The 21,676-nt window shown below is 66.3% G+C and carries 19 protein-coding genes; 6 read left to right on the top strand and 13 right to left on the bottom strand.

Features of this window, described 5'->3' with window-relative positions:
• Positions 1-19: 19 nt before the first annotated feature.
• From AC3WOB_RS24150 to AC3WOB_RS24160, 3 genes are read right to left on the bottom strand one after another with little or no spacing between them, the layout of a single operon-like run.
• Positions 20-760 carry a TetR/AcrR family transcriptional regulator gene (locus tag AC3WOB_RS24150; RefSeq protein ID WP_492276386.1) on the bottom strand — a complete coding sequence of 247 codons (741 nt, stop codon included), beginning with the start codon at positions 758-760 and terminating at the stop codon, positions 20-22.
• 54 nt (positions 761-814) lie between these two features.
• Positions 815-1,978, bottom strand: a complete 1,164-nt coding sequence (locus tag AC3WOB_RS24155; protein ID WP_492276387.1) for a thiolase C-terminal domain-containing protein — start codon at positions 1,976-1,978, stop codon at positions 815-817.
• Positions 1,975-2,373: a Zn-ribbon domain-containing OB-fold protein gene (locus tag AC3WOB_RS24160; protein WP_013394535.1), complete on the bottom strand. Its 399-nt coding sequence runs from the start codon at positions 2,371-2,373 to the stop codon at positions 1,975-1,977. The genes AC3WOB_RS24155 and AC3WOB_RS24160 overlap by 4 nt, the downstream gene beginning before the upstream one ends.
• A 205-nt stretch (positions 2,374-2,578) precedes the next feature.
• Between AC3WOB_RS24160 and AC3WOB_RS24165 the strand changes: the two genes are divergently transcribed.
• The 5 genes from AC3WOB_RS24165 to AC3WOB_RS24185 all read left to right on the top strand — a co-directional run bounded on the left by AC3WOB_RS24165 (position 2,579) and on the right by AC3WOB_RS24185 (position 8,678).
• Positions 2,579-3,025 carry a MaoC family dehydratase N-terminal domain-containing protein gene (locus tag AC3WOB_RS24165; RefSeq protein WP_013394534.1) on the top strand — a complete coding sequence of 149 codons (447 nt, stop codon included), beginning with the start codon at positions 2,579-2,581 and terminating at the stop codon, positions 3,023-3,025.
• Between the two features lie 11 nt (positions 3,026-3,036).
• Positions 3,037-3,456 (top strand): MaoC/PaaZ C-terminal domain-containing protein, encoded by a 420-nt coding sequence (locus tag AC3WOB_RS24170; protein WP_013394533.1) that lies wholly within the window; start codon positions 3,037-3,039, stop codon positions 3,454-3,456.
• A gap of 87 nt (positions 3,457-3,543) precedes the next feature.
• Positions 3,544-5,202 carry an AMP-binding protein gene (locus AC3WOB_RS24175; protein WP_492276388.1) on the top strand — a complete coding sequence of 553 codons (1,659 nt, stop codon included), beginning with the start codon at positions 3,544-3,546 and terminating at the stop codon, positions 5,200-5,202.
• A 2-nt stretch (positions 5,203-5,204) separates the two neighbouring features.
• A complete protein-coding gene (locus AC3WOB_RS24180) occupies positions 5,205-6,137 on the top strand; it encodes an SDR family NAD(P)-dependent oxidoreductase (protein ID WP_492276389.1) in 933 nt (310 codons plus the stop codon).
• A gap of 132 nt (positions 6,138-6,269) precedes the next feature.
• Positions 6,270-8,678 (top strand): DNA internalization-related competence protein ComEC/Rec2, encoded by a 2,409-nt coding sequence (locus AC3WOB_RS24185; RefSeq protein WP_492276390.1) that lies wholly within the window; start codon positions 6,270-6,272, stop codon positions 8,676-8,678.
• Between the two features lie 15 nt (positions 8,679-8,693).
• Here the strand turns inward: AC3WOB_RS24185 and AC3WOB_RS24190 are convergent, their stop codons facing one another.
• The 5 genes from AC3WOB_RS24190 to AC3WOB_RS24210 all read right to left on the bottom strand — a co-directional run bounded on the left by AC3WOB_RS24190 (position 8,694) and on the right by AC3WOB_RS24210 (position 14,635).
• Positions 8,694-9,677 (bottom strand): Bug family tripartite tricarboxylate transporter substrate binding protein, encoded by a 984-nt coding sequence (locus AC3WOB_RS24190; protein ID WP_492276391.1) that lies wholly within the window; start codon positions 9,675-9,677, stop codon positions 8,694-8,696.
• A gap of 48 nt (positions 9,678-9,725) precedes the next feature.
• Positions 9,726-10,814, bottom strand: a complete 1,089-nt coding sequence (locus tag AC3WOB_RS24195) for an isocitrate/isopropylmalate dehydrogenase family protein (protein ID WP_492276392.1) — start codon at positions 10,812-10,814, stop codon at positions 9,726-9,728.
• Between the two features lie 70 nt (positions 10,815-10,884).
• A complete protein-coding gene (locus AC3WOB_RS24200) occupies positions 10,885-12,333 on the bottom strand; it encodes an NAD-dependent succinate-semialdehyde dehydrogenase (RefSeq protein WP_492276393.1) in 1,449 nt (482 codons plus the stop codon).
• 31 nt (positions 12,334-12,364) lie between these two features.
• Positions 12,365-13,591, bottom strand: a complete 1,227-nt coding sequence (locus AC3WOB_RS24205; RefSeq protein ID WP_492276394.1) for an iron-containing alcohol dehydrogenase — start codon at positions 13,589-13,591, stop codon at positions 12,365-12,367.
• A 30-nt stretch (positions 13,592-13,621) separates the two neighbouring features.
• Entirely contained in the window at positions 13,622-14,635 is a 1,014-nt protein-coding gene (locus AC3WOB_RS24210) for an Ldh family oxidoreductase (RefSeq protein WP_492276395.1), read from the bottom strand.
• A 111-nt stretch (positions 14,636-14,746) separates the two neighbouring features.
• Here AC3WOB_RS24210 and AC3WOB_RS24215 point away from each other — a divergent pair, with 111 nt between their 5' ends.
• Positions 14,747-15,469: a GntR family transcriptional regulator gene (locus AC3WOB_RS24215; protein ID WP_492276396.1), complete on the top strand. Its 723-nt coding sequence runs from the start codon at positions 14,747-14,749 to the stop codon at positions 15,467-15,469.
• A gap of 77 nt (positions 15,470-15,546) precedes the next feature.
• On the opposite strand, the gene AC3WOB_RS24220 is transcribed toward AC3WOB_RS24215, so the two are convergent.
• From AC3WOB_RS24220 to AC3WOB_RS24240, 5 genes are all read right to left on the bottom strand, one after another.
• Positions 15,547-16,446 (bottom strand): TonB family protein, encoded by a 900-nt coding sequence (locus AC3WOB_RS24220; RefSeq protein WP_492276397.1) that lies wholly within the window; start codon positions 16,444-16,446, stop codon positions 15,547-15,549.
• Positions 16,447-16,521: 75 nt separating this feature from the next.
• Positions 16,522-17,883: a four-carbon acid sugar kinase family protein gene (locus AC3WOB_RS24225; protein WP_492276398.1), complete on the bottom strand. Its 1,362-nt coding sequence runs from the start codon at positions 17,881-17,883 to the stop codon at positions 16,522-16,524.
• Positions 17,880-19,157: a ribulose-bisphosphate carboxylase large subunit family protein gene (locus AC3WOB_RS24230; RefSeq protein ID WP_492276399.1), complete on the bottom strand. Its 1,278-nt coding sequence runs from the start codon at positions 19,155-19,157 to the stop codon at positions 17,880-17,882. Before AC3WOB_RS24230 ends, AC3WOB_RS24225 begins: the two co-directional genes overlap by 4 nt.
• 21 nt (positions 19,158-19,178) lie before the next feature.
• A complete protein-coding gene (locus AC3WOB_RS24235; RefSeq protein WP_013394502.1) occupies positions 19,179-19,718 on the bottom strand; it encodes a VOC family protein in 540 nt (179 codons plus the stop codon).
• A gap of 68 nt (positions 19,719-19,786) precedes the next feature.
• Positions 19,787-21,667, bottom strand: coding sequence for a TRAP transporter large permease (locus AC3WOB_RS24240; RefSeq protein WP_013394501.1), 1,881 nt, complete (start codon positions 21,665-21,667; stop codon positions 19,787-19,789).
• Positions 21,668-21,676: the final 9 nt, after the last annotated feature.

Here is a 21,676-nt window from a genome sequence, read left to right on the forward strand (position 1 = left end):
CAATACAGGAAATGTCGCCCTATGAGCCGCGGGCTGGCCGGGCCGGAGTGGCCGGCGAGCCGTCAGGCGAGATGGGTTGGTAGCCCACGCCGCGCAGCACGAAGTCGACCACCGTTTCGGCATAGCTCGCGCAGTTTTTCTGAAGCAATTCCATTTTGTCGTCTGGGGTGTACAGGAAGTGATTCAGCAGCGCGCCGGCGACCAGATCGAGTACCAGGGCAGGGGAGACGTCTTTCGGGATTTCATTGCGCGCCATCGCCTGCACGATGATCTTGCGTCCGTGTTCCCGGCTATGGCGTTCCCAGCCTGCCAGCGATCTGCCCAGTACTTCCGGAAAGAGCTTTGCCTCGATATGGACCCGGGCGACGATGAGCCCGTAGCCCTGCGCATAGAATCGCAGGATGGCGACCGCCAGGTGGACCAGATCTCCGCGCAGGGATCCGGTATTGCCGAAATCCGGAAACGGGGTGGACAGGTCTTGCAAGGTGTCCGCGATCAAGGCTTCCTTGTTGGGCCAGCGCTTGTAGATCGCGGCTTTACCGACTTTAGCCGCGCGCGCAACGCCATCTATGGTCAGCCCGGCCCAGCCTAGCTCTGTATAGAGTGCGCGCGTTGCGGCAAAGACCCGGGGCTCGAGCGTGGGATCTATCGGACGGCCGCGGCCAGGTGTAGACGGATTCAGAATTCTGCCCTCGGAGACGAAGCGGATGGCGAGCAGGGCTCGCCATAAAGCAAAACGGAGCATGTCGCCATCGCGCATGCTCCTTCGGGGGACTGACCGCTCAGATGCCTGGCGTAAATCCGCGTGCGGGGATCAGGGCCGGTTGGCGGATAGCACCAGACTGGTCGATGCCGCAAAAAACAGCCCCACGCCCTGCACGAAACTAAGCTGCGCGTCTTCGACTTGAGCATCGGCGCAGCCCCGCAACTGGCGTACTGCTTCCTGAATGGCAAACATGCCGTACATGCCCGTGTGAGTGTAGCAGAGCCCCCCTCCATTGGTGTTCATGGGCAGCCTGCCGGACGGCAGCGTATTGCCCTCGGCAATGAAGGCGCCGGACTCGCCTTTGCCCACGAATCCGATATCTTCGAGCATGTATAGCGGCAAGTGCGCGAACGCGTCGTAGCACATCAGATGGTCCACATCGTCATGGCTGATTCCGCTGGTTTCGAACGCCTCTTTGGAAGATCGGCGGAAGGACTGGAACGAACTGACGTCTTCCATTTGCGATACCAGCCGTGATTCGGCGGATTCGCCGGAGCCCAGCAAGAAGACCGCGCGGTCCGCCGAAGGCAGGTCCGCGGCTCGGTCGGCGCTGGTCAACACCAGGGCGCCGCCGCCGTCCGTGACGACGCAACACATGTCGCGCGTGAACGGGTAAGCGATGACAGGCGCAGACAATACTTCATCGGCCGTGACGATTTCTCGGCGCAAGGCGCGGGAGTTGCGGCTTGCCCATTTTCGCTGCGCGACCACGACTTCCGCGAGATCCCGCGGCCCCATGTCCCGGTCATGCAAGAACCGCAAGGCGGGCACGGTAAAGGTCGAGTATGGCGCCACGGCGCCGTATGGCGCTTCGAATTGTCCTTCCGCTGCCGCCGCGTTGATGGTCCAGGCGGGCGCCCCGACTCGTGAACGGCCGGACTCGCCATGCGTGATGAGGACCACGTTTGCGGCGCCCGAAGCAATGGCGGCCGCGGCGTGTCGCACATGGGAAAGGAAGCTGCATCCGCCGACCATCGTGCCATCGATCCATCTGGGGGTGATCCCCAAATAGTGCGAAACCTCCATCGGCATCAGCCCTGCAGTGGCGATGCCGTCTACGTCCGAGGGTGACAAGCCTGCGTCGCGCAGGGCGTTTCTGGCGGCTTCGGCGTGAAGCGCGATCACGGATTTGGAGGGAACGATGCCGATCTCATCGGTTTCGGCGGCGCCCACGATGACCACGTTGCCGCCATGCATGTTTTTTTCGCTCATTTGCTGATTCCCTCGGGCTGAAACACGGGCAGCGATATGCCATCGCGCTGCACAAAGTCGACGATCAGGTCCATGTCCAATGCCAGGTTTTCCGGTGTGGGCGCGATGCCCACGATGTTGGTCATCATGCGAGGGCCTTCGGCCAGCTGGACCAGGGCGATGACGGGCGATGCGCCCTCATTGCCCGGGATGGGCCGGTGGTTGATCACATAGGAGATCAGCTTTGCTTTTCCGGAAACCTGCTTCCACCGGACCTGATCGGAAAGGCAATGCCGGCAGAAAATCCCCGGATAGAAGTAGAACTGGCCGCAATCATTGCAATGTTGAATTTCGAGCCGGCCTTGTTTTGCCGCGTTCCAGTATGGAAGGGTGTCTGGTGTAGGTATGGGCTTCATGAATGTCGTTTCGGTTTGATTGACGATGGCGTTGCGTTGACTTGCTATTGATCTCTGCAATTTCCGTGCTACGATTTACGGACGAAATAAGTCTGAAAATAATAGTGCTGGCGTACGGGCGTGTCAACAGTCCTGAAGGCAGGGGATTGGCGGTCTGCGGCGTCCGCCCGTACCAGAGCGAAAACTTTTTCCACGGAGATGCGCTATGGCTGAGCCGACTGATATCGGGACGATCCTGTCGCGGGGAACTGCGACGGCGGAGATGGGGCGGTTGAAATTTTTCTCAAAAGCAATCGGAGAGAACAATCCGATCTACTTTGAAGAGTCCGCGGCGCTTGCCGCCGGCTACAGAGGTATTCCGATTCCGCCGACCTTCCTGTTTTGCCTAAATGGAGAGGCCGCGGCCTCCAGCAATACCATGTCGCGCTTGCAACTCGATCTGGCGCGCGTTCTGCATGCCGAGCAGGCTTTCACCTATAAAAAAATGGCCTATGCCGGAGACGTCCTGCAGTTTGAAACCAAGGTGGCCGACGTATACGACAAGAAAGACGGCCAGCTTCATTTTGTCGTCTTGGAAACTGCCGTGAGCGACGTCAATGGGGACGCGGTGGCGCAGCTTCGCAGCACAATCGTCGAGCGTAGAAACGGATAAGGAGAATACCCATGCAAAGAATTGATTTTTCTGCCATCTCGGTCGGAGATGAGATCGCGCTGACGGATATACCGGCCATCACCCGGACCACCTTGGCGCTGTACTGCGGCGCATCCGGCGACCATAACCCGATTCATGTGGATATCGATTTCGCCAGAAAGGCAAAAATGCAGGACGTATTCGCGCACGGCATGCTTTCGGCCGCATATCTGGGAAGGTTGCTGACCAAGCTGGTACCGCAGGAAGACATCCGCAGCATGTCAGTGAGATTTACGGGAATTACGAACGTGGGCGACAAGCCTCATTGCGTCGGGCGCGTGATTGAAAAGTCCACCGCGCAGGGGGATAAGCTCGTCAAGCTAAGCCTGGGCTGCGCGGACCAGAACGGTGCGCAGAAGGTGATTGGCGAGGCGGTAGTGGCGGCCTATTGACGCCACAATGTCGTCCCCAAGGCAACGCGCCGCTCGCGTGCGAACTCGTTCGCCCGTCTCTCGAAACCGGACAATTTGCCTAGCCGCTTGACCTCAAAGAACCGCAATATTATTATTTACAGACAAAAAACGTCCGTAAAAAAATGCGCCAAATTCCGGATGAAAGAGACCGAGTTTGCACAGCAAATCATTGGAGGAAGACCCATGCACGGCAAAGGACCCGAATCGAAAGGTTTCTACAGCCTCGCCAGCAGGCATCCCGAGCGCATTGCGTACATCGAGGCGGACGGAACGACGACGACCTTTGGCAAGTTGCTGGACGAGGTCAACAGACTGTCGAATGGACTTCGCGCGCGAGGTCTGCGTAGGGGGGACGCGGTCGCCGTGCTTCTAAAGAACTGTCAAGCTTATTTCGAGCTTGCATTGGCCACGGGGCAGCTCGGGCTGTACATGGTGCCGATCAATTGGCACCTCACTGCCGAGGAGATCGTCTACATCTTGCGCGATAGCGACTCAAAGATGCTGATCGCGTCAAATGAGTTCGCGCCCGGTCTTGCCTCCGCCGAATTGCCAGCGATGCGCTTCAGCATCGAGGGAGCAGAGGGTGGCTGGGGCGGATTCGACGAATTGAAGGCGGACAGCCGCGTCCCCGATCAACGCAGCGCGGGCTCGTGGATGGGCTACACATCCGGGACTACCGGCAGGCCCAAGGGCGTGAAGCGCAAGCTCGCGGACAAGAGCCCCGAGGATGTCATCGACAACCTCCCGGACGCGCTCGATCTCTTTGGCGTTTCTCATGACCCTGGTTGTCACCTGGTGTTCTCGCCCCTCTATCATTCGGCGCCTGCCGCATGGGCGATGATGTCCCTGCATCGCGGCCATACGATTGTTTGCCGCAACAAGTTCGATGCCGAACTGGCATTGCGGGATATCGAAAAATATCGGGTATCTACCGTGCACATGGTGCCGACCCATTTTGTCAGATTGCTGCGGCTGGAAAACCGCAAGAAATACGATGTTTCAAGCTTGAAGTGCGTGGTGCATGCCGGCGCGCCTTGCCCGATCGATGTCAAGTTCAAGATGATGGAATGGCTCGGGCCAAAAATCTGGGAATACCTCGGTTCGACCGAGGCTGGCATGTACTCGATGGTGGGCCCGGAGGAATGGCTGAGCAAGCCAGGAACGGTGGGCCGGGCCGCACCTGGAACGGTGCTCAGGATCGTCGATGAGAATGGGCAGGAACTGCCCGCGGGCGAAGTAGGCATGATCTATGCGCGTAGCGCGATGACCGATTATTCCTATCACAACGACGAAGAAAAGACCCGGTCGACCCGTCTTGACGATGGCTACGCGACCGCTGGCGACATCGGCACCATCGATGAGGATGGCTTCTTGTTCATTCTCGACCGCCGCAACGATCTGATCCTGTCAGGCGGTGTGAACATTTATCCCGCTGAAATCGAAGGCCGCCTGATTACCCACGGATCGGTGAAGGATGTTGCGGTCATTGGAGTCAGCGACCCCGAATGGGGGCAGAGCGTCCTGGCGGTGATACAGCCTGCCGACGCAGGCAGCGACCGGGCAGCCTTGGTTCAAGAACTCCGGGCCTACGCGGCCGAAACCCTGGCCGGCTACAAGTGCCCGGGCAGGTATGAATTTCTTGATGAGCTACCCCGCACGGAAGCGGGGAAGCTGCAGAGGAATGTTCTCAGGGATCGTTACAACACATCCAAAATGGAGATTTGAGCATGGGTATCCTGAAAGGCCGTACCGCGATCATCACGGGAGCAGGACAGGGAATTGGCGCTGCCATCGCGCTCGCCTTCGCGCGAGAGGGCGCGAATCTGGTCATTAACGATTTGGGTACCGGCCCGGACGGCACTGGCGGCGACAACGGCCCGGTGCATCGCGTCGCCGAGCAGATCAACGATCTGAAAGGCAGCGCCGTTGCCGACGCCGGTGACATTGCCGACGTGGCAACCGGGCGGCGGCTGGTCGAGACGGCGGTGGCGAAATTCGGCAAGCTCGATATCGTCGTCAACGTTGCGGGCATCTTGCGCGATCGAATGATCTTCAACATGACCGAGGCGGATTGGGATGCCGTCGTCCGCGTACACCTGAAGGGGCATTTCAGCACCGTCCAGCCGGCGGCGGCCTATTTCCGCCAGCAGCGCAACCCGAACGGGAACTATCGCATCATCAACTTCACCTCGGCTTCGGGCTTGCAAGGGTCTCCCGGGCAAGCGAACTACGCCGCAGCCAAGATGGGGGTGGTGGGCCTGACGTATTCGTTGGCGCAAGGATTGGCGCGATATGGAGTTACGGCGAACGCCATTGCGCCGGTGGCCGCGACCCGGCTGACCGGCACGATTCCCAGCGACAAGAAGGTGGGCGATGTGGACAGTCCCGGAATAGCCGCGCTCATGCCGGAGAACATCGCGCCCATCGTGCTGTATCTTGCCAGCGAACGATCGAGCTGGCTGACTGGCCGCACGCTGTCCGCTGGCGGTTTCGATGTGGGGCTGTACAGCAATCCGGAAGAGATACGCCAGATCAGTTCCTCGAGTCCCTGGCAGTTCGATCAATTGTCTTCCATGCTGGAAAAGTCCTTCAAGCAGGTTGCCGATGGTCTGCCGCCCAGCGTGTTCGCGGCACAGCTTGCCAACGCGTCAGTGGGCTAAAAGCAGCGCCGATTCTTCTGATCTGCGTTCAGCCGAGCTGGCTGAAAACATACACACTATCCGCCGCAACGCCGCGCCTCGGCCTACGCTGTCCCGTTTCGGGAGTCGCACATCACAGGCCGAATTTTCTGCATGGCGTTCGTGGCGGGCGCGGGGTTGATCCAGTTGTGCCCCCGGCTTCCAGGAGCTGGGGCCACATGGTTGTTGGCGGGGGCGTGCCTGCTCGCGCCCGCCGTCGGCATGCGGCTGCGGCACCGCGCCGGGCGCTTGCTCGCGGCCCTGATGCTGGGCCTATGCGCGGGCCTGCTCAATGCCAGCCTGCAAGCGCAATCCAGGCTTGACGATAGGCTGTCGGATGCGCACCAGGACGCCGTGTCGCGCCTGGCGCTGCGCGTCGCGGAGTTGCCGGACGGCGATGTGCGCAGCCAGCGCTTTCTGGCCGAACTGGACGAGCCGGCGCCGCCAGGGATTCCGTCGCGCATCCAGGTCAGCTGGCAGGCGCCGCCCGGCCCGCAGGCCGCGCTACCTGAACTCAAGCCCGGCCAGGTCTGGCGCATGGCGCTGGTGCTGCGGCGTCCCCACGGTCTGCTGAATCCCGCCGGGCCCGATGCGGAAGGGCGCATGTTCGCGCAGGGGATACGCGCGGTGGGCACGGTGCGCGGGCAGCCCAGGCTGCTGGCGGACCGGCCTTGGGCGACACCGGGCATCGCGATAGAGCGGGCGCGCCATCGTGTGCGGGAGGGTTTGCGCGCGGCCCTGGGCGAGCATCGCTACGCGCCGGTGATGATCGCCCTGGCCATCGGCGATCAGGCCGGCGTGGCGCGCGACGACTGGCGATTGTTCAACCGCAGCGGCATCACGCATCTGGTGTCGATCAGCGGCATGCACGTGACCTCGATAGCGGGCATCGCCGGGATGCTGGTGGCGGCACTGTGGCGGCGGGGACGTTGGCGCGGCGCGGGGTTGGCCGAGCACGTGCCCGCGCGCGTGGCGGGCGGGGCGGCGGCCGCGCTGGTCGCGTTGCTGTATTGCCTGCTGGCCGGTTGGGGTGTGCCGGCGCGGCGCACTTTTTTCATGCTGTCGGTGGTGCTGGCGGCGGCGGTGTCGCGCCTGCCGCTGTCGGCCGGCCGGGTACTGGCGTGCGCCGCCGCTGTGGTGGTGGCGCTGGATCCTTGGGCGCCGGTCTCGGCGGGATTCTGGCTGTCGTTCGGCGCGGTGGCGGTGCTGTTGCGTATCGCGGATGCGCCGGTGGACCACGAGGCCGGCTGGCGCCGGCGCTGCGTGGCCAGATTGGCGCAGGCGACGCGCTTGCAGTTGATGGTGACCGTAGGCCTGACGCCGCTGTTGGCCTTCCTGGTGCACCAGGTGTCGCTGGGTTCGCCGCTGGCCAATGCGGTGGCCATTCCCGTCGTGACCTTCGTCGTGACGCCGCTGGCCTTGCTGTGCGCAGCCTTGTCGGTGCTGCCGGGCGCACAGGCGCTGGCCGCGTTCGCGGGTCAATGGGGCTTGCTGGCGTTCGACCTGATCATGGCGCCCGTGTCCTGGGTGGGCAACGCCGCCTGGGCCAGCGTGCCGGTCGCGGCGGCGCCATGGCCCTGGCTGCTGCTGGCGGTGGCTGGGATGGCATGGGCGCTGCAGGTACGCGGATGGCCGGGCAGGCATTTGGGGTGGATCTGCATGCTGCCGCTGCTGTTCTGGCGGCCCGACCGGCCCGAGCCGGGCCATTGGCGCATGAGCGCGATGGACGTGGGGCAGGGCAGCGCCATCCTGGTGGAGACCGCCAACCAAACCCTGCTGTTCGACGCGGGCCCACGCCACTACGGCGGCAGCGACGCGGGCGAGCGCGTGGTGGCGCCATTCCTGCTGGCGCGCGGTATCCGGCAGCTGGACGTGCTGGTCCTGTCGCACGCCGACCTGGATCACGTGGGTGGCTTGCGCGCTGTGCTGGCGGCGGTTCCGGCATTACGCGGCTTTGCCTCGTTCGATGTGGCCGCGTTCCTGCGCCGCGACATCGGGTTGTGGCCGGACGCGGGCAGCATTGCACCGCCCTTGCCTGACGACATGGGGCGCTGCCGGCGCGGCCAGGGCTGGGAGGCGGACAGCGTGGCGTTCACCTTCCTGAATCCGGTGGATGCCGGCGGCAAGGGCGGGCAGGGCCGCAATGCCGATAGCTGCGTGCTGTTGGTGCAGGGGAAGTCTCATGCGATGTTGCTGACGGGCGATGTGAGCGTGGCGCAGGAAAGCGCGCTGGTCCAGGCTTTGCCGCCGGTGGACGTGGTGATGGCGCCGCATCATGGCTCGGCGTCGTCCTCGGGCAGGGACCTGGTGGCCGCCGCGGCCGCCGGCCATGCGATCGCGCAGGCGGGACACCTGAACCGCTTCCGCCATCCGGCCCGCGCGGTGGAGCTGCGATGGACACGGACTGGCGCCGCCTTTTGGCGCAGCGACCGCGATGGCGCGGTGATGGCGAGCTCAGGTCCCGAGGGCCTGGAGGTTTGGGCTGAGCGGGAGCGCGGGCGGCGGTACTGGCATGGCCCCTGAGGCCGCCCGCGACGCTTAGTTGGCGCCGAGCAAGTTCGCGCTCTTGACCAGCGAGGACACCCGTTCCGAGTCGCGCTTGAGCAGATCGGCGAAAGCAAGGGGGCCGCGTTCTTGCGTAGCCGGAGCCTGCGCCGCCAGTTGTTCCAGACGCGTCTTGAACTCGGGCGTGTCGATGGCCTGGGACAGGGCGGCGGACAGCTTGTCGACGACGGGCTGGGGAGTGCCTGCGGGCGCGACCAGGCCGTTCCAGATCGCCAGGTCGAACTCGGGCAGGCCGCCCTCGGCAAAGGTGGGAATGTCCGGACTCTGCGCCAGACGGGCGGATCCGGTGACGGCGATGGCCTTGACGCGCTTGTCCTGGTGCAGGGGCAGCATGGTCACGGTCTGGTCGATGACGCCGTCTATCATCCCGCTCATCAGGTCGGTCAATGCGGGACCCGTGCCGCGATAGGGAATGAGTTCGCCGCGCGCATTGGCGAAGTGCAGGAACATGGCCTCTGCCAGATGCGCGGTGCTGCCGGGACCGCTGGAACCCAGGTTGAGCTTGACGGCGTTCGTGTCGCGGATGCGCTTGAGCATGGCGGGCAGGTCCTGGATGCCGCTCTTGTTGCTGACCGACAGCACCATCGGCACGGTAGCGACGATGCCGATGGGCGCCAGTTCCTTTTGCGGATCGTAATTGGCCTTGGGATGCAGGTGCGGCAGGATCGCCAGCGACATGTTGTTGAAGGCCAGGGTGTAGCCGTCAGGCGAACTCTTTTGCAGCTTCTGCATGCCGATAAGGCCACCGGCTCCGCCGGAGTTCTCGACCACCACGGTCTGGCCCAGCTGCTTGGAAAGGGAGGTAGCCACCAGACGGCCCAGCGTATCGCTGGTGCCGCCCGGCGCGAAGGGCACGATGACCGTGATGGAACGGCTGGGATAGTCCTGGGCCGCCGCGGGGGCGGCAAGCGATACCGCGGTCAGCGCGGCGCACAGGATGGGGGTGATGCGTAGCATGGGGTGTCTCCTCGTCATTGCTTTTGTGTGTGTGGATGCGTACGCCGCTCAGCGGGACAGCGCGCGGCAGACGGCCTGGGTCATGTCGGTGCAGCTTGCGGTGCCGCCCAGGTCGCGCGGCACGTGGTCTCCCTTGGCAAGCACCTGTTCGACGGCGAGCTCGATGCGCTGCGCGGCGTCGGTCAACGCGCCATCGGCATGCTTGTCGCCCAGCCAGCGCAACATGAGCGCGCCCGACAGGATGGTGGCCAGTGGACTGGCGGCATTCTGGCCGGCGATGTCGGGGGCGGAACCGTGGGCGCCCTGGAACAGGCCGTGCGTGTCGCCCAGTTCGGCCGAGGCGGACAGGCCCATGCCGCCGATAGTGGCGGCGCCCAGGTCGGAGATGATGTCGCCGAACATGTTTTCGGCCACGATCACGTCATAGAAATCCGGCCGTTTGAGCATGTGTACCGTGATGGCGTCGGCATAGGCGTAGTCGATGTCGACGTCGGGGTAGGACGTCGCGACCTCGTCGCAGACGGCGCGGAAAAAGGCGTAGGTGCGCAGGATGTTGGCCTTGTCGCATACCGTGACGCGGCGCTTGCCGTCGCGCGGCGCGCCCTTGCGCTGGCGGGCGAGTTCAAATGAAAAACGCGCCACGCGTTCGATGCCCTTGCGGGTGACGACGATGGTGTCGGTGGCTACTTCGTCGCGCAGCACGATGCCGCCGCCACGGCTGGCGTAGAGGCCCTCGGTGTTCTCGCGCACGATCACGTAGTCGATCTGTCCCGGCTGGAAATGCTTGAGCGGCGAGTCGACGCCCTGGTACAGCCGGATGGGACGCACGTTGGCGTACAGGTCGAGCCGGAATCGCAGGCGCAAGTGGAGGTCGTTGCCGACCTCGGTGCCGTCGGGATAGGTCACGCCAGGCATGCCTGCCGCGCCGTGCAAGATGGCGTCGGCCGCCTTGCAGGCCGCATAGGTGTCGTCGGGCAGCACGTGGCCCGACCTGACGTAGTGGTCGGCGCCGCCGTCGTAGCTGCTGAACGCGAGCAGGCCGGAGCCGCAGGCTTCCTTCAGCACGGTGATCGCCGACTGGCAGACCTCCGGACCGATGCCATCGCCGTCGATGGTCGCAATTTCATATTTAGCCATGTCTGGCTATCTCCTCGTTTGGGGTTCGAAATGGGAGGGGCGGCCGCGCGCGCGACGCGGCCGCTCGGAGTTACCAGTTGGTCGAGATGTATTTCGCTTCCATGAATTCCAGCAGGCCGTGGTGCGCGCCTTCGCGGCCCAGGCCGCTTTGCTTGACGCCGCCGAAGGGCGCTGCCGGATCCGACACCAGGCCCCGGTTCAGGGCGATCATGCCGCTTTCGATGCTCTCGGATACCCGCAGGCCGCGGGCCAGGTCACGGGTGTAGACGTAGGCCACCAGGCCGTACTCGGTGGCGTTGGCCAATGCCACTGCTTCGTCTTCGGTATCGAAGGCCACGATGGGCGCCACGGGGCCGAAGATCTCTTCGGTCAGCAGGTCGGCGTCGGCCGGCACGTCCACCAGCACGGTGGGCTCATAGAAATAGCCGGAACGGTCCAGCCGCTTGCCGCCGGCCTTGACGCGCGCGCCCTTGGCCACGGCGTCGTCCACCAGCGAGGCCACCTTGTCCACCGCGCCGGCATTGACCAGGGGGCCGCATTGCGTGTCCGGATTGACGCCGTCGCCGGTTTTCAGCGCCGCCATGCGGGCGGCGAACCTGGCGCTGAACGTCTCGACGACGCCACGCTGCACGTAGAAGCGATTGGCCGCCGTGCAGGCCTCGCCGCCGTTGCGCATCTTGGCGATCATGGCGCCTTCCACGGCGGCGTCGATGTCCGCGTCGTCGAAGACCAGGAACGGCGCGTTGCCGCCCAGCTCCATCGAGCAGCTGATGACCGAGTCCGCGGCCTTGCGCAGCAACACGCGGCCCACTTCCGTCGACCCCGTGAAGGAGAGCTTGCGCACGCGCGGATCGTCCAGCACGGCATTGGCGAACTTGCCCGCCGACGACGTCGTCAACACGTTGACCACGCCCGGAGGCACGCCGGCTTCCTCGAGCAGTCGCATGACGGCATACGCGGTCAAGGGCGTTTCGGTGGCGGGCTTGAGGATGCAGGTGCAGCCTGCCGCGAGTGCGGGCGCGATCTTGCGGGTGGCCATGGCGGCGGGGAAGTTCCACGGCGTGACCAGCAGGGCGATGCCTATGGGCTGGTATTGGACGATGATGCGGCTGGCGCCGCCAGGCGACACGCTGATGTCGCCGTTGATGCGCACCGCTTCCTCGGAGAACCAGCGGAAGAACTCGGCGGCATAGGCGACCTCGCCGCGCGCGTCGGCCAGCGCCTTGCCGTTCTCCATCGAGATCAGGCGGGCCAGGTCGTCGGCGTCGCGCACCATCAGTTCATAGCATTTGCGCAGGATTTCGCCGCGCTGGCGGGCGGGGGTTGCAGCCCAGCCGGCGGCGGCGCGCGCGGCGGCATCCACGGCGGCGGCGGCGTCTTCCAGCGTGGCGTCGGCCACGCTTGCGATCACCTGCTCGGTGGACGGGTCGAACACGTCGATGCGACGTCCCGAGGTGGCGGCGCGCCAGGCGCCGTCGATGTAAAGGTCAGTGGACAGCTTGCTGGCCTCGATGGTCATGTGTCAGCTCCGGATAGGGATGGGGAAGGGGTTATCGGGATGGGCGAAACGAGCCGCGGCCTGCGTGGGCAGCGGCCACGATGGTCGAGATGCCGGTCTGGTCCAGCGGGCGGGGATTGTTCGTGACCAGGCGCGCGGCCAGCATGGATTGCTCGGCGATCCAGTCCAACTGGTCGGCGTGCACGCCCAATCCTTCCAGCGTTGCAGGGATGCCGATGCCCGCGAACAGTTCGTAGACATGGCGGGGCGCGTTGGCAGCGAGGCGTCCGGGATCGGTTTCCGTATCCCCCATCGCCTGCGAGATGGCTGCGTAGTCGGCGGCGCAGGCCGGCGCGTTGAAGTCCATGACGTAGGGCATCAGCGTGGCCACGCCCGCGCCGTGCGCCGTGTGGGTCAGGGCGCCGATGGGGTACTGGATGGCGTGAGCGGCGGCGGTGCCGGCCACGCCGAAAGCCAGGCCCGCGGCCAGCGCCGCGGCCATGACCTGCCCTCTGGCGTGCAGGTCGGCGCCGTTCTCGACCGCCCGAGGCAGATACGACGCGAGCGCGCGGATGGCGACCAGCGCCTGCTGGTCGCTGAAGGCGTTCTTGCCGACGAACACGCGCGTCTGCGCGATGTCGGCGTCGGGGCTGCGCCGGACGGCGGTCAAGGCCTCGATGGCATGGGTCAATGCGTCGGCCCCGGCGATGGCGGTCAGCCCCTTGGGACAAGTCAGGGTCAACTCGGGATCGCAGATGGCGGTGTGGGGTATCAGGTGCGGACTGGATACGCCGACCTTCAGGTCGCGGGCGCTGTCGGCCAGCACGGCCACGGGCGTGACCTCGGAGCCCGTGCCCGAGGTGGTGGGCAGCGCGATCACTGGGATGGTTGGGCCGGGTACCTTGTACTCGCCGTAATAGTCGGACGCTTGTCCGCCGTGCGCCAGCAGCAGGCTGACGAGTTTGGCCATATCCAGGCAACTGCCGCCGCCCAGCCCGACAATGGCATCAGGCTGGAAGGCGCGGTGCGCGGCCACGCATTCGTAGACGCCTTCGACCGGCAGGTCGGGCTGGGTGCGGTCGTACACCTGGACGCGCACGCCCGCGGTTTCCAGCGACGCCAGCAGTGCGGACATTTCGGCCGTGCCGGCAAAACGCTCGTCGGTGCAAATCAGCACGCGTTGGCCCAGGGCGGCCGCGACGCGGCCCAATGCCAGGCGCTGGCCGTTGCCGAACAAGACAGCGCGCGGCGCGCGCATGATTCCAAACAAATCAGTCATTGTGGATCCTTGAGGGAAGTCGTAGTGCGTTCAGGCGGCGCATTGCGCCAGATCGAGAATGCGGTGCCAGACCTCGTCGGCCAGCTCGATGCCGGTGTCCAGGCGTTGCCGGCGTTCTGCGCGAGCCCGGTCTCCCGGTACCGCGACGGGCCGCTCAGGCTGCAGGGCGGGGCATGCGCGGATTTCATCCAGGTAGCGGGTGATGCGGTCGGCGACCGCGCCCGACCCCGCCTCGACCACAATGAAGACGTCGCCCTTGTTGCAAACCTCGGTGGAATCCAGCGTGCCCTTGACCGCCGTGCCGAGCGCGGATGTCGTCAGGCTGGCCACCAGCAGTTCAAACGCCAGCCCCAGCGCGTAGCCCTTGGCTTCGCCAAAGGGCGCCAGTGCGCCTGCCTTGGCGGCCGTGGCGTCCGTGGTGGGATTGCCCGCGCCGTCCAGCGCCCATCCCGGGTCCAGCGGCCGGTCATGGTTGGCGTAGTCGTGGATTTTGCCCATGGCGACCTGGCTGGTGGCCATGTCCAGCACGAAGGGTTCGTCCTCGGTAGGCACGCCGATCGCGATGGGATTGGTGCCGATCAGGGCGCGGCGGCCGCCCCAGGGATGTACCAGGGCTTCGCTGGTCGACAGGGCCAGCAGGATCTGGCCTGCACGGGCCACCTGTTCCGCATACAACGCCAGCATGCCGATGTGGTTGTTGTTGCTGACCGCCGCGATCGCGATACCCGTGTCGCGGGCCCGGTCGCAGATCTGGTCAAGGGCCGCCAACGCGATGACCGGGCCCAGGCCTCGTTCGCCATCCATGTCCAGGAAGGCGGGGGAGCGCCAAACGGCGGCGCCGCGGGTTTTGGGGTCGGCCACGCCGTTGTGGATCCGTTCGATGATGCGCGGAAGCCGTAGCAGGCCGTGGGAAGCCCGGCCTCGCAATTCGGCTTCAAGCAGCAGGTTGGTCTGCGTCGCGGCGTGGCTCGTGGGGGTCCCCGCCAGTTCCAGCGCGCGCATGCAAGCCAGCCTTGCCTCCCCAGTTTTTATCGTTGTCGTCATAGTCTCGTTAAATTGTTAAATCCGATCGGATCCGAAATACGATCTGATTTATGCTAACCTCGTAACAAATTGGACGTCAACACATTGTTGGCAAACCTGGGTGAAACAACCATGACGACTCTCTCTCTCGGTTCCGGAGCCGCGCCATCAACCGCGCCGGCGAGCGGCCAGCGCCTGGGCGAGCGCGTGCGCTCCTTGGGCGATGAGGTCTATGAGACGTTGCTGTCGCAGCTCATTTCCTTGAAGATCGCGCCCGGCATGCGTATCGCGGTCGATGCGCTGGTGCGCGAATTGGGCGTGTCGCAGACGCCAATACGCGCTGCGCTGATCCGGCTTGAAACGGAAGGCCTCGTCGTCAAGACCCACCACGTGGGATACAGTGCGGCGCCCATGCCCACGCGCCGGCGCTTCGAGCAGATGTATGAACTGCGCCTGCAACTGGAGCCGTTCGGGGCGAGCCTGGCCGCGCAGCACATGACGGACGCGGCGCGCCAGGAATTGGCCGCGCTGTCTGCTGCGATGAGCGCCCCAAGCGCCGACGACGCGCGCGTGGCCTACGGCAAGTTCGCCGTGCTGGACGCGCAGTTCCATTCCTGGATTGCGCAGCAGAGCGGCAACGAGCTGCTGGCCGAAGCGCTGGCGCGGCTGTATGCGCATACCCATCTGTTCCGGCTGCGCTTCCACTCGCGGGTCACCGAGGAAGCCGTGACTGAACACGCGCGCATCGTGCAGGCGCTGGAGGCGCGTGACGCCGACGGCGCGCAGGCCGCCATGCGCGACCACATCCTGAGGTCGCGCGAGCGCATGGCGCCGTTCTTTGAAATGCTGGACTGAGTCGAGGCGTCGGGTTTCGATTCCCGCCGCCGTGCGCTGCGGGAGTCTCTCGGCCAGGGCGGGGCGGGGAGCCCGCCCTATTGCTTGCCCAGGCTGATTCCGTCCCGTATCTGGCGGAATGCGGACAGGGCGCCTGGCATGTCGCGGCTCGTCGTGGTGCAGCGCATGGCGACACGCAGCGTGGGGCTGTCCAGCAACGCGTTGTACTCCAGCAGGGGCACGCCATCCGCTCTACTGCCGGCCGGGGCGAGGTAGTCGATGCCCTTGACGCCCTGCAATTCAAAGCCGCTCCGCTGTCCGGGCGACTCGTTTTGCGCGGCCAGAATGGCTACGGCGGCCGCCAGCCGGGAAGCGGCCGAGAGCGGGGCTTCGGCGCCGGGGTGGGTCTTCAGCGCCTTGCGCGGTGTGCTGAAGCCGACCCCGCACAGATAGCCCGCCGCACCCGCTGCTTGCGGAGTACTGGCGGTGCTGGCGATCTGCACCAGCACGTCGAATTCCTCGGACTTGCCGACCCGCGCGATCTCGTAGGGGGCGGGCACGGTCACGCCGAAGCCGCGCGCCGGGTCGGCGTAGCGGAGCTGCACATTGCGTGTGGGCCGCGAGGGCTGGTCTTCGATCTCGAAGCGCACCGGCACCATCAAGATTTCCTTGTCGGCCGGCATGTCGGCGGAAAAGGCCGGCAGCGGACTGGCGCGTTGGATCATGCGGGTGACCGCTATGTCCACGGCGACATGACCCGAGGACCTGGCCAGTTCCACCGCAGCGATCCTGCCGTCCCGCATCACCGTCAGCCGCAGGCGCAGGCTCAGCGAGCCATCCAGACCTTGCGCTTCCTTGGGCATCGACAGGTCGCGATGCAGCTTGCGCATGACGCCGCTGGTCCATTCGGCCCGATCGGCCGGCGCGGCGGCCAAGACGGTGGTGGATGCGCACAGCGTGATCGCGGCGATTGTCGAAGCGCGCAGCGGCCAGTTCATGTCGGCAAGTCTCCTGGGTAAGCGCCGCCTGACGGCCGGGCGCAAGGGCGCAGCATAACCCGGGCGCGTTCCGCCCTAGTCCTGCCCCAGCGCTAGCTCGTCGAACAGCAGATCGCCGCCCATCTGCCCGCCCTTGAGCATCAGTTCGATGCCGTCGGTCACTGGGTCGTCGCTGCGCGTCAGGCTGACCGTCACGCCGGGCGCCAGCACGCAGCGGAACGCCAGGCCCCACAGGCCCAGGGCCAGGGTGGCCTGGCTGGAGGTGTCGCCGCCGGCAATGCCGATGCGCGACAGGCGCGTGCCGGCTTGCGCGCTGGCGCGCACGATGTCCGCCACCAGTTGGCCGGTGGCGCGGGCGGTGGCGGCGGTCTGGTGGGCGCTGAGCGCCTGTGCCGGCCGGTCTGTGTGCGCCAGTACGTTACGTCCCTGGGCCAGCATGGCCGCGGCTTGCCGGACCTGTTCCGCCGCATAGGCCGGATCCCGCTGCAGCCGTTCCGCTTGCAGCGGCTGGCGCTGGTACTGGCGGCAAGCGTCGATCTGTCTGGCGGTGACGGGAGACAGGCTGCCGGCCACCACCAGCACGGGGCCGCTGGCGGCCTGCAGCGGCGCGGCCGTGGCGTTTGCGCCGCCTGCCGGGGCGGCGCGGGCCAGCGCTTGCTGCACGCTGCTGGGACCCACGGCCAGCAAGGGCAGGCAGGACGCCGCGCGCCAGATCAGGCGGCCGATGACGGCCAGTTGTTCCTCGTCGACCAGGTCCAGCAGCAGCGGCCCGTCGGTGGTCTCGATGACCTGGTCTATCCAGTCGTCCAGCAGCGGCGCGTCGGCTGCCCGGCGCAGGCGCGGGTAGGCCGTGTGCGGCAAGGAGCGGATGTCCGGCAGGCCTTGGGCCGCCAGATGCAGGCGCAGGTCGGCCTCGTGCATCGGGGTGACGGGATGCGCACGCATGACCGGATGGCGGTCGATGCGGTGGATCTCGGGCGCGGCACCCGCGCGCGCGAACAATTGGGCGAAGCTGCAATAGCGGCCGATGCTGGGCTGTCCGCCGACGATGGGCACCAGGGGGTTGGGCATATGGCGGCGCAGTTCAAGCACGGCGGCGCCGATGCTGCCCACTTGCGGCGCGCTGTCGAAGGTGGAGCAGCACTTGTAGTGCAGCACGCGGATGCCCGCGCCCGCCATGTAGCGGCCCACGGCGCGCAGCTCGGCCTGCATTTCCGCCGGGGCCATGCCGCGTGCCGCGCCAGCGATGCCGATGGCGTCCAGCGGCCCGGCGCGGCGCAACTGTTCCCGCGTCGGTACGCCCAGGAACAGCAGGCTGCGCAGGCCGGCGCGGGCGGTTTCCGCCAGCGTGTCGGTGGCGCCGGTGAAGTCGTCGCCGTACCAGCCCAGCCGCGGCCGCGTTTCCGGCGGCGTGTCCGAGTGCGCGGTTGCGCTCATGCGCGGTGGCCGAAGCATTCGATGGCGCGCCGCAGTTCGGGCGCGTTGCGCGCGTAGTCTTCCAGGCGCTCGCCGTCGCGCATGGCCTGCCAGGCCTGGCGGATGCTGAGCACGCCCGCGGCGGGGCCGTCGGGGTGGGCGAGGATGCCGCCGCCGGACATGAACAGCAGGTCGTCGCTGCGCACCGCTGCCCAGGTGGCGGGCACCGTGCCGGCCCATTGGCCGGAAGAAAACGCCGGCATGACGGGGTCATCGATGCCCAGGGTCAGCGAGGCCAGGCAGTCGCGCGCGGATTCGACCACCTCGGCGTCTTCCTGGGCAAATTTGCCCTGCAGGCCGTGCACGTGCATATGGTCCACGCCGGCCAGCCGCCACAGCGTCTGGTAGGCCTGGAAGCCCAGGCCCAGCAAGGGGTGGCGCGACAGCGCGCCGTAGCCGTTGCGGTGGCCGTGCAGCGCCAGCGGGGTGCTGCGGCGCAGGGTCTGGATGGCCGAGTAGCCGCAATGGTTCAGGCTGGCCATGACGCAGGTGCCGCCTTCGCGTTCGATCAGGTCGGCGTGGCGGCGCATGGCGTCGGTCTCGTCGCTGATGTTGAAGGCCACCATGACCTGCCGTCCGGTACGTTCGCGGTGCGCGCGCACCACCGCCATGACGGCGGCGACGCGCTGCGCCAGCGGCGCGTGGGCGGGGTTGGCGCAGACTTCGTCGTCCTTGATGAAGTCCACGCCCGCGGCGCACAGCTGCGCTGCCAGATGCGCGGTCTGTTCGGGCGACAGGCCGACGTTGGGCTTGATGATGGTGCCTACGAGCGGACCGTGCGCCACGCCAGTCAGTTGCCGCGTGCCGGCGATGCCCACGCGCGGCATGTCGAACTGGGCGCGGTAATTGGCCGGCAGTTCCATGCTTTCCAGGCGCAGCCCGGTGACTTCGCCCAGATCGTACAGATTGCCGCCTACGGTGGCGGCCAGCGTAGGCAGGTTGGCGCCGACGTTGGCGACGGGAAAGGCGATGCGCACCCGGGCGCGCCGGCAGAGGCCCGGCATGCCGCCGGGCTGCCGCGCCAGCCAGGCGTTGGGCAGGCTGGGCGCGGCAGCGGATTCCAGCGTTTCGATCGATTCGATGCGCGCGCGGGCGCGGGCGCGAAGCTCGTCGGTTTCGCCCTGCACCCGCGTGAAGGTGCCGCAGGATTGCTCGCCGGCCATGACCTCCGCGACCTTTGCGGGGTCCAGCGGGGTTTCGATCAGGTAGGTGGCGGTAAACGATTGGGAATTCATGGCGGCGGTGGCAGAAAAAGGTCAGATCCGGTTCAGGTCGGGGAAGGGGCGCACGGGATCCTTGCCGTCCCAGTCGCGGGCGCTGTCGCGGATCAGGTCGAACAGGCGGCCCTTGGGGCCGGCGACTTCGGACAGCTCGATCACGGTGCCGGGGTGGTACTCGGTGTCGAAGTAGATGAAGCGGCCTTTCTCGCCGACTTCGCCGCTCATCTTGGGCTTGAAGCCCTGGGCCAGCAGGCGCTCCAGGTCGGCGTCGTAGCTTTCGGTCCAGTAGGCCACGTGCTGCAGCCCGGTGCGGCCGGCCTGCAGGAAGTCGCGGTACATGGAGGGCACGTCGTTGCGGGTCTGGATCAGCTCGACCTGCACGAAGCCGGAGTTGGCCAGCGCCACCGAGTTGTGCGGTTGGTGGCTAGCGCCGTCGTATTGATAGTTCACGATGGGCACGCGCGGGTTGTAGTACCAGGGGCCGACGCCCAGCGTGGCGCTCCAGTAGTCCATGGCGGCTTCGATGTCGTGCACCACATAACCGAGTTGGCGGATTTCGCCCAGGAAACGACTCATGATGGATTCTTTGCGGGAAGAGGTTTGAGGATGTCGGGAGGACGCGGCCCGGACCCGGGCCGCAGGCCTCACAGGAAACCGATGGAGAACCAGGGGAAGGCGGCGACGATGACCAGGCCCACCAGCAGCGCGGCGATGTAGCCCCAGATCGGGCCGATGCCTTCGTTGGGATCGACGCGGCTGATGGCGCAGGCGCCGTAGTAGCCCACGCCGAAGGGCGGCGCGAACAGGCCTATGCCCATGGCGAAGATCACCACCATGGCGTAGTGCACCTCGTGCACGCCGGCCTGCGCCGCGATCGGGAACAGCAGCGGGCCGAACAGCACGATGGCGGGTATGCCTTCCAGCACGCTGCCCAGGATGATGAAGGCGACGATGGACACGGCCAAGAAACCGTAGCTGCCGCCGGGCATGCCGGCCATCAGCTTGGCCAGGTCGCCCGAGAAGCCGGACTGCGTCAGCGCCCAGGCCATGGCGGTGGCGCAGCCCACGATCAGCATGATGGCGCCCGACAGCGAGGCGGTCTCGATCAGCATGGGCTTGAGCCGGGCCCAGTCGAAGCGCCGGTAGATCAGCAGGCCGACCACGGCCGAATACACGATGCCGATGGTCGAGACTTCGGTGGCGGTGGCCACGCCTTCGACCACCGCGGCGCGGATCACGAAGGGCAGGGCCACGGCGGGCAGGGCGATGACGAAGAAGCGGCCGATTTCGCGGGCGCTGAAGCGCTGCGCCAGGCTCAGGTCTTCCTTGCGGTAGCGCCACCACACCACCGAGCACAGCGCCAGGCCCAGCACCACGGCCGGCAGCAGCCCGCCCGTGAAGAGCGCGGCGATGGACACGCCCGTGACCGAGCCGATGGTGATGAGCACGATGGACGGCGGAATGGTCTCGGTCTGCGCGCCAGTGGCCGATAGCAAGGCCACCAGATCGCCCGGCTTGGCGCCGCGCTTCTGCATTTCCGGGAACAGCACGGGCGCAATGGCCGCCATGTCGGCGATCTTGGACCCCGAGATGCCGGACACCAGGTACATGGCGCCGATCAGCACATAGGACAGCCCGCCGCGCACGTGTCCCAGCAGGCTGGCCAGGAACTGGATCATGGCGCGCGCCATGCCGGTCATCTCGATCAGCGAGCCCAGGAAGATGAAGAGCGGCACCGCCAGCAGCATCAGGTGCGACATGCCTTCGTCCAGCCGGCCGACCATTACCACCATCGGGGTGTTGGTGGTCAAGGCCAGGTAGGAGAATGTGGCCAGGGCGAACGAGAACGCAATCGGCACGCCCGAGAACACCGTGGCGGCCACGATGCCCACGAAGAAGATCAGCAGGTTCAGCTTGCCCAATGTGGAAAACAGCGGCTGCGCTAGCCAGAACAGCGCGACCACCGCGGCCGCCCCGGCCAGCGCCGCCAGCATCTGCGGAGCGGTCTGCGTGCGCAGGAGCCGCAGCAGGGCTACCACCGCCATCAGCCCCATGCCCACCGGAATCGCGGCGGCGCGCCAGGCGTTGCTCAGTTCCAGCGCGGGCGTGACGATGAAGTGTTCTTCATGCGCGTATTCCACGGCGGGCGCCAGGATCAGCGCCAGGAAGGCCAGCGACGCGGCCAGCGCCAGCGTTTCCAGCTGGGCGCGGCGCGCCGGGCTGACGTTGTTAACCAAGGCTGTCATCCGCATGTGCTCGCCGCGCCGCAGGGCGACCACCGCGCCCAGCATTGACAGCCACAGGAACAGGATGGAGGCGAGTTCGTCGGACCAGACCAGCGGGCTGTGGAAGGCGTAGCGCGCCACCACGCCCGCGAACAGCACGGCGATCTCGACCAGCACGAGGGCCGCCGCCACGTGTTCGACCACGCTGCCCAGCAGCGCGTCGAAGGCCCCGGCGGCACGGCGCAGGGGATGGGCCGGCAGCGCTTGCGGTGCGGGATGGGGAGCGGACAAGGAGGACATGGCGCGTCC

The sequence above is a fragment of the Achromobacter sp. FW305-C-30-7 genome (assembly GCF_058783105.1).

Bases quoted from the DNA above. Each gene is read 5' to 3' on its own strand.
- AC3WOB_RS24150 (WP_492276386.1), bottom strand. From the start codon at position 760: ATGCGCGATGGCGACATGCTCCGTTTTGCTTTATGGCGAGCCCTGCTC.
- AC3WOB_RS24155 (WP_492276387.1), bottom strand. From the start codon at position 1,978: ATGAGCGAAAAAAACATGCATGGCGGCAACGTGGTCATCGTGGGCGCC.
- AC3WOB_RS24160 (WP_013394535.1), bottom strand. From the start codon at position 2,373: ATGAAGCCCATACCTACACCAGACACCCTTCCATACTGGAACGCGGCA.
- AC3WOB_RS24165 (WP_013394534.1), top strand. From the start codon at position 2,579: ATGGCTGAGCCGACTGATATCGGGACGATCCTGTCGCGGGGAACTGCG.
- AC3WOB_RS24170 (WP_013394533.1), top strand. From the start codon at position 3,037: ATGCAAAGAATTGATTTTTCTGCCATCTCGGTCGGAGATGAGATCGCG.
- AC3WOB_RS24180 (WP_492276389.1), top strand. From the start codon at position 5,205: ATGGGTATCCTGAAAGGCCGTACCGCGATCATCACGGGAGCAGGACAG.
- AC3WOB_RS24185 (WP_492276390.1), top strand. From the start codon at position 6,270: ATGGCGTTCGTGGCGGGCGCGGGGTTGATCCAGTTGTGCCCCCGGCTT.
- AC3WOB_RS24190 (WP_492276391.1), bottom strand. From the start codon at position 9,677: ATGCTACGCATCACCCCCATCCTGTGCGCCGCGCTGACCGCGGTATCG.
- AC3WOB_RS24195 (WP_492276392.1), bottom strand. From the start codon at position 10,814: ATGGCTAAATATGAAATTGCGACCATCGACGGCGATGGCATCGGTCCG.
- AC3WOB_RS24200 (WP_492276393.1), bottom strand. From the start codon at position 12,333: ATGACCATCGAGGCCAGCAAGCTGTCCACTGACCTTTACATCGACGGC.
- AC3WOB_RS24205 (WP_492276394.1), bottom strand. From the start codon at position 13,591: ATGACTGATTTGTTTGGAATCATGCGCGCGCCGCGCGCTGTCTTGTTC.
- AC3WOB_RS24210 (WP_492276395.1), bottom strand. From the start codon at position 14,635: ATGACGACAACGATAAAAACTGGGGAGGCAAGGCTGGCTTGCATGCGC.
- AC3WOB_RS24215 (WP_492276396.1), top strand. From the start codon at position 14,747: ATGACGACTCTCTCTCTCGGTTCCGGAGCCGCGCCATCAACCGCGCCG.
- AC3WOB_RS24220 (WP_492276397.1), bottom strand. From the start codon at position 16,446: ATGAACTGGCCGCTGCGCGCTTCGACAATCGCCGCGATCACGCTGTGC.
- AC3WOB_RS24225 (WP_492276398.1), bottom strand. From the start codon at position 17,883: ATGAGCGCAACCGCGCACTCGGACACGCCGCCGGAAACGCGGCCGCGG.
- AC3WOB_RS24230 (WP_492276399.1), bottom strand. From the start codon at position 19,157: ATGAATTCCCAATCGTTTACCGCCACCTACCTGATCGAAACCCCGCTG.
- AC3WOB_RS24235 (WP_013394502.1), bottom strand. From the start codon at position 19,718: ATGAGTCGTTTCCTGGGCGAAATCCGCCAACTCGGTTATGTGGTGCAC.
- AC3WOB_RS24240 (WP_013394501.1), bottom strand. From the start codon at position 21,667: ATGTCCTCCTTGTCCGCTCCCCATCCCGCACCGCAAGCGCTGCCGGCC.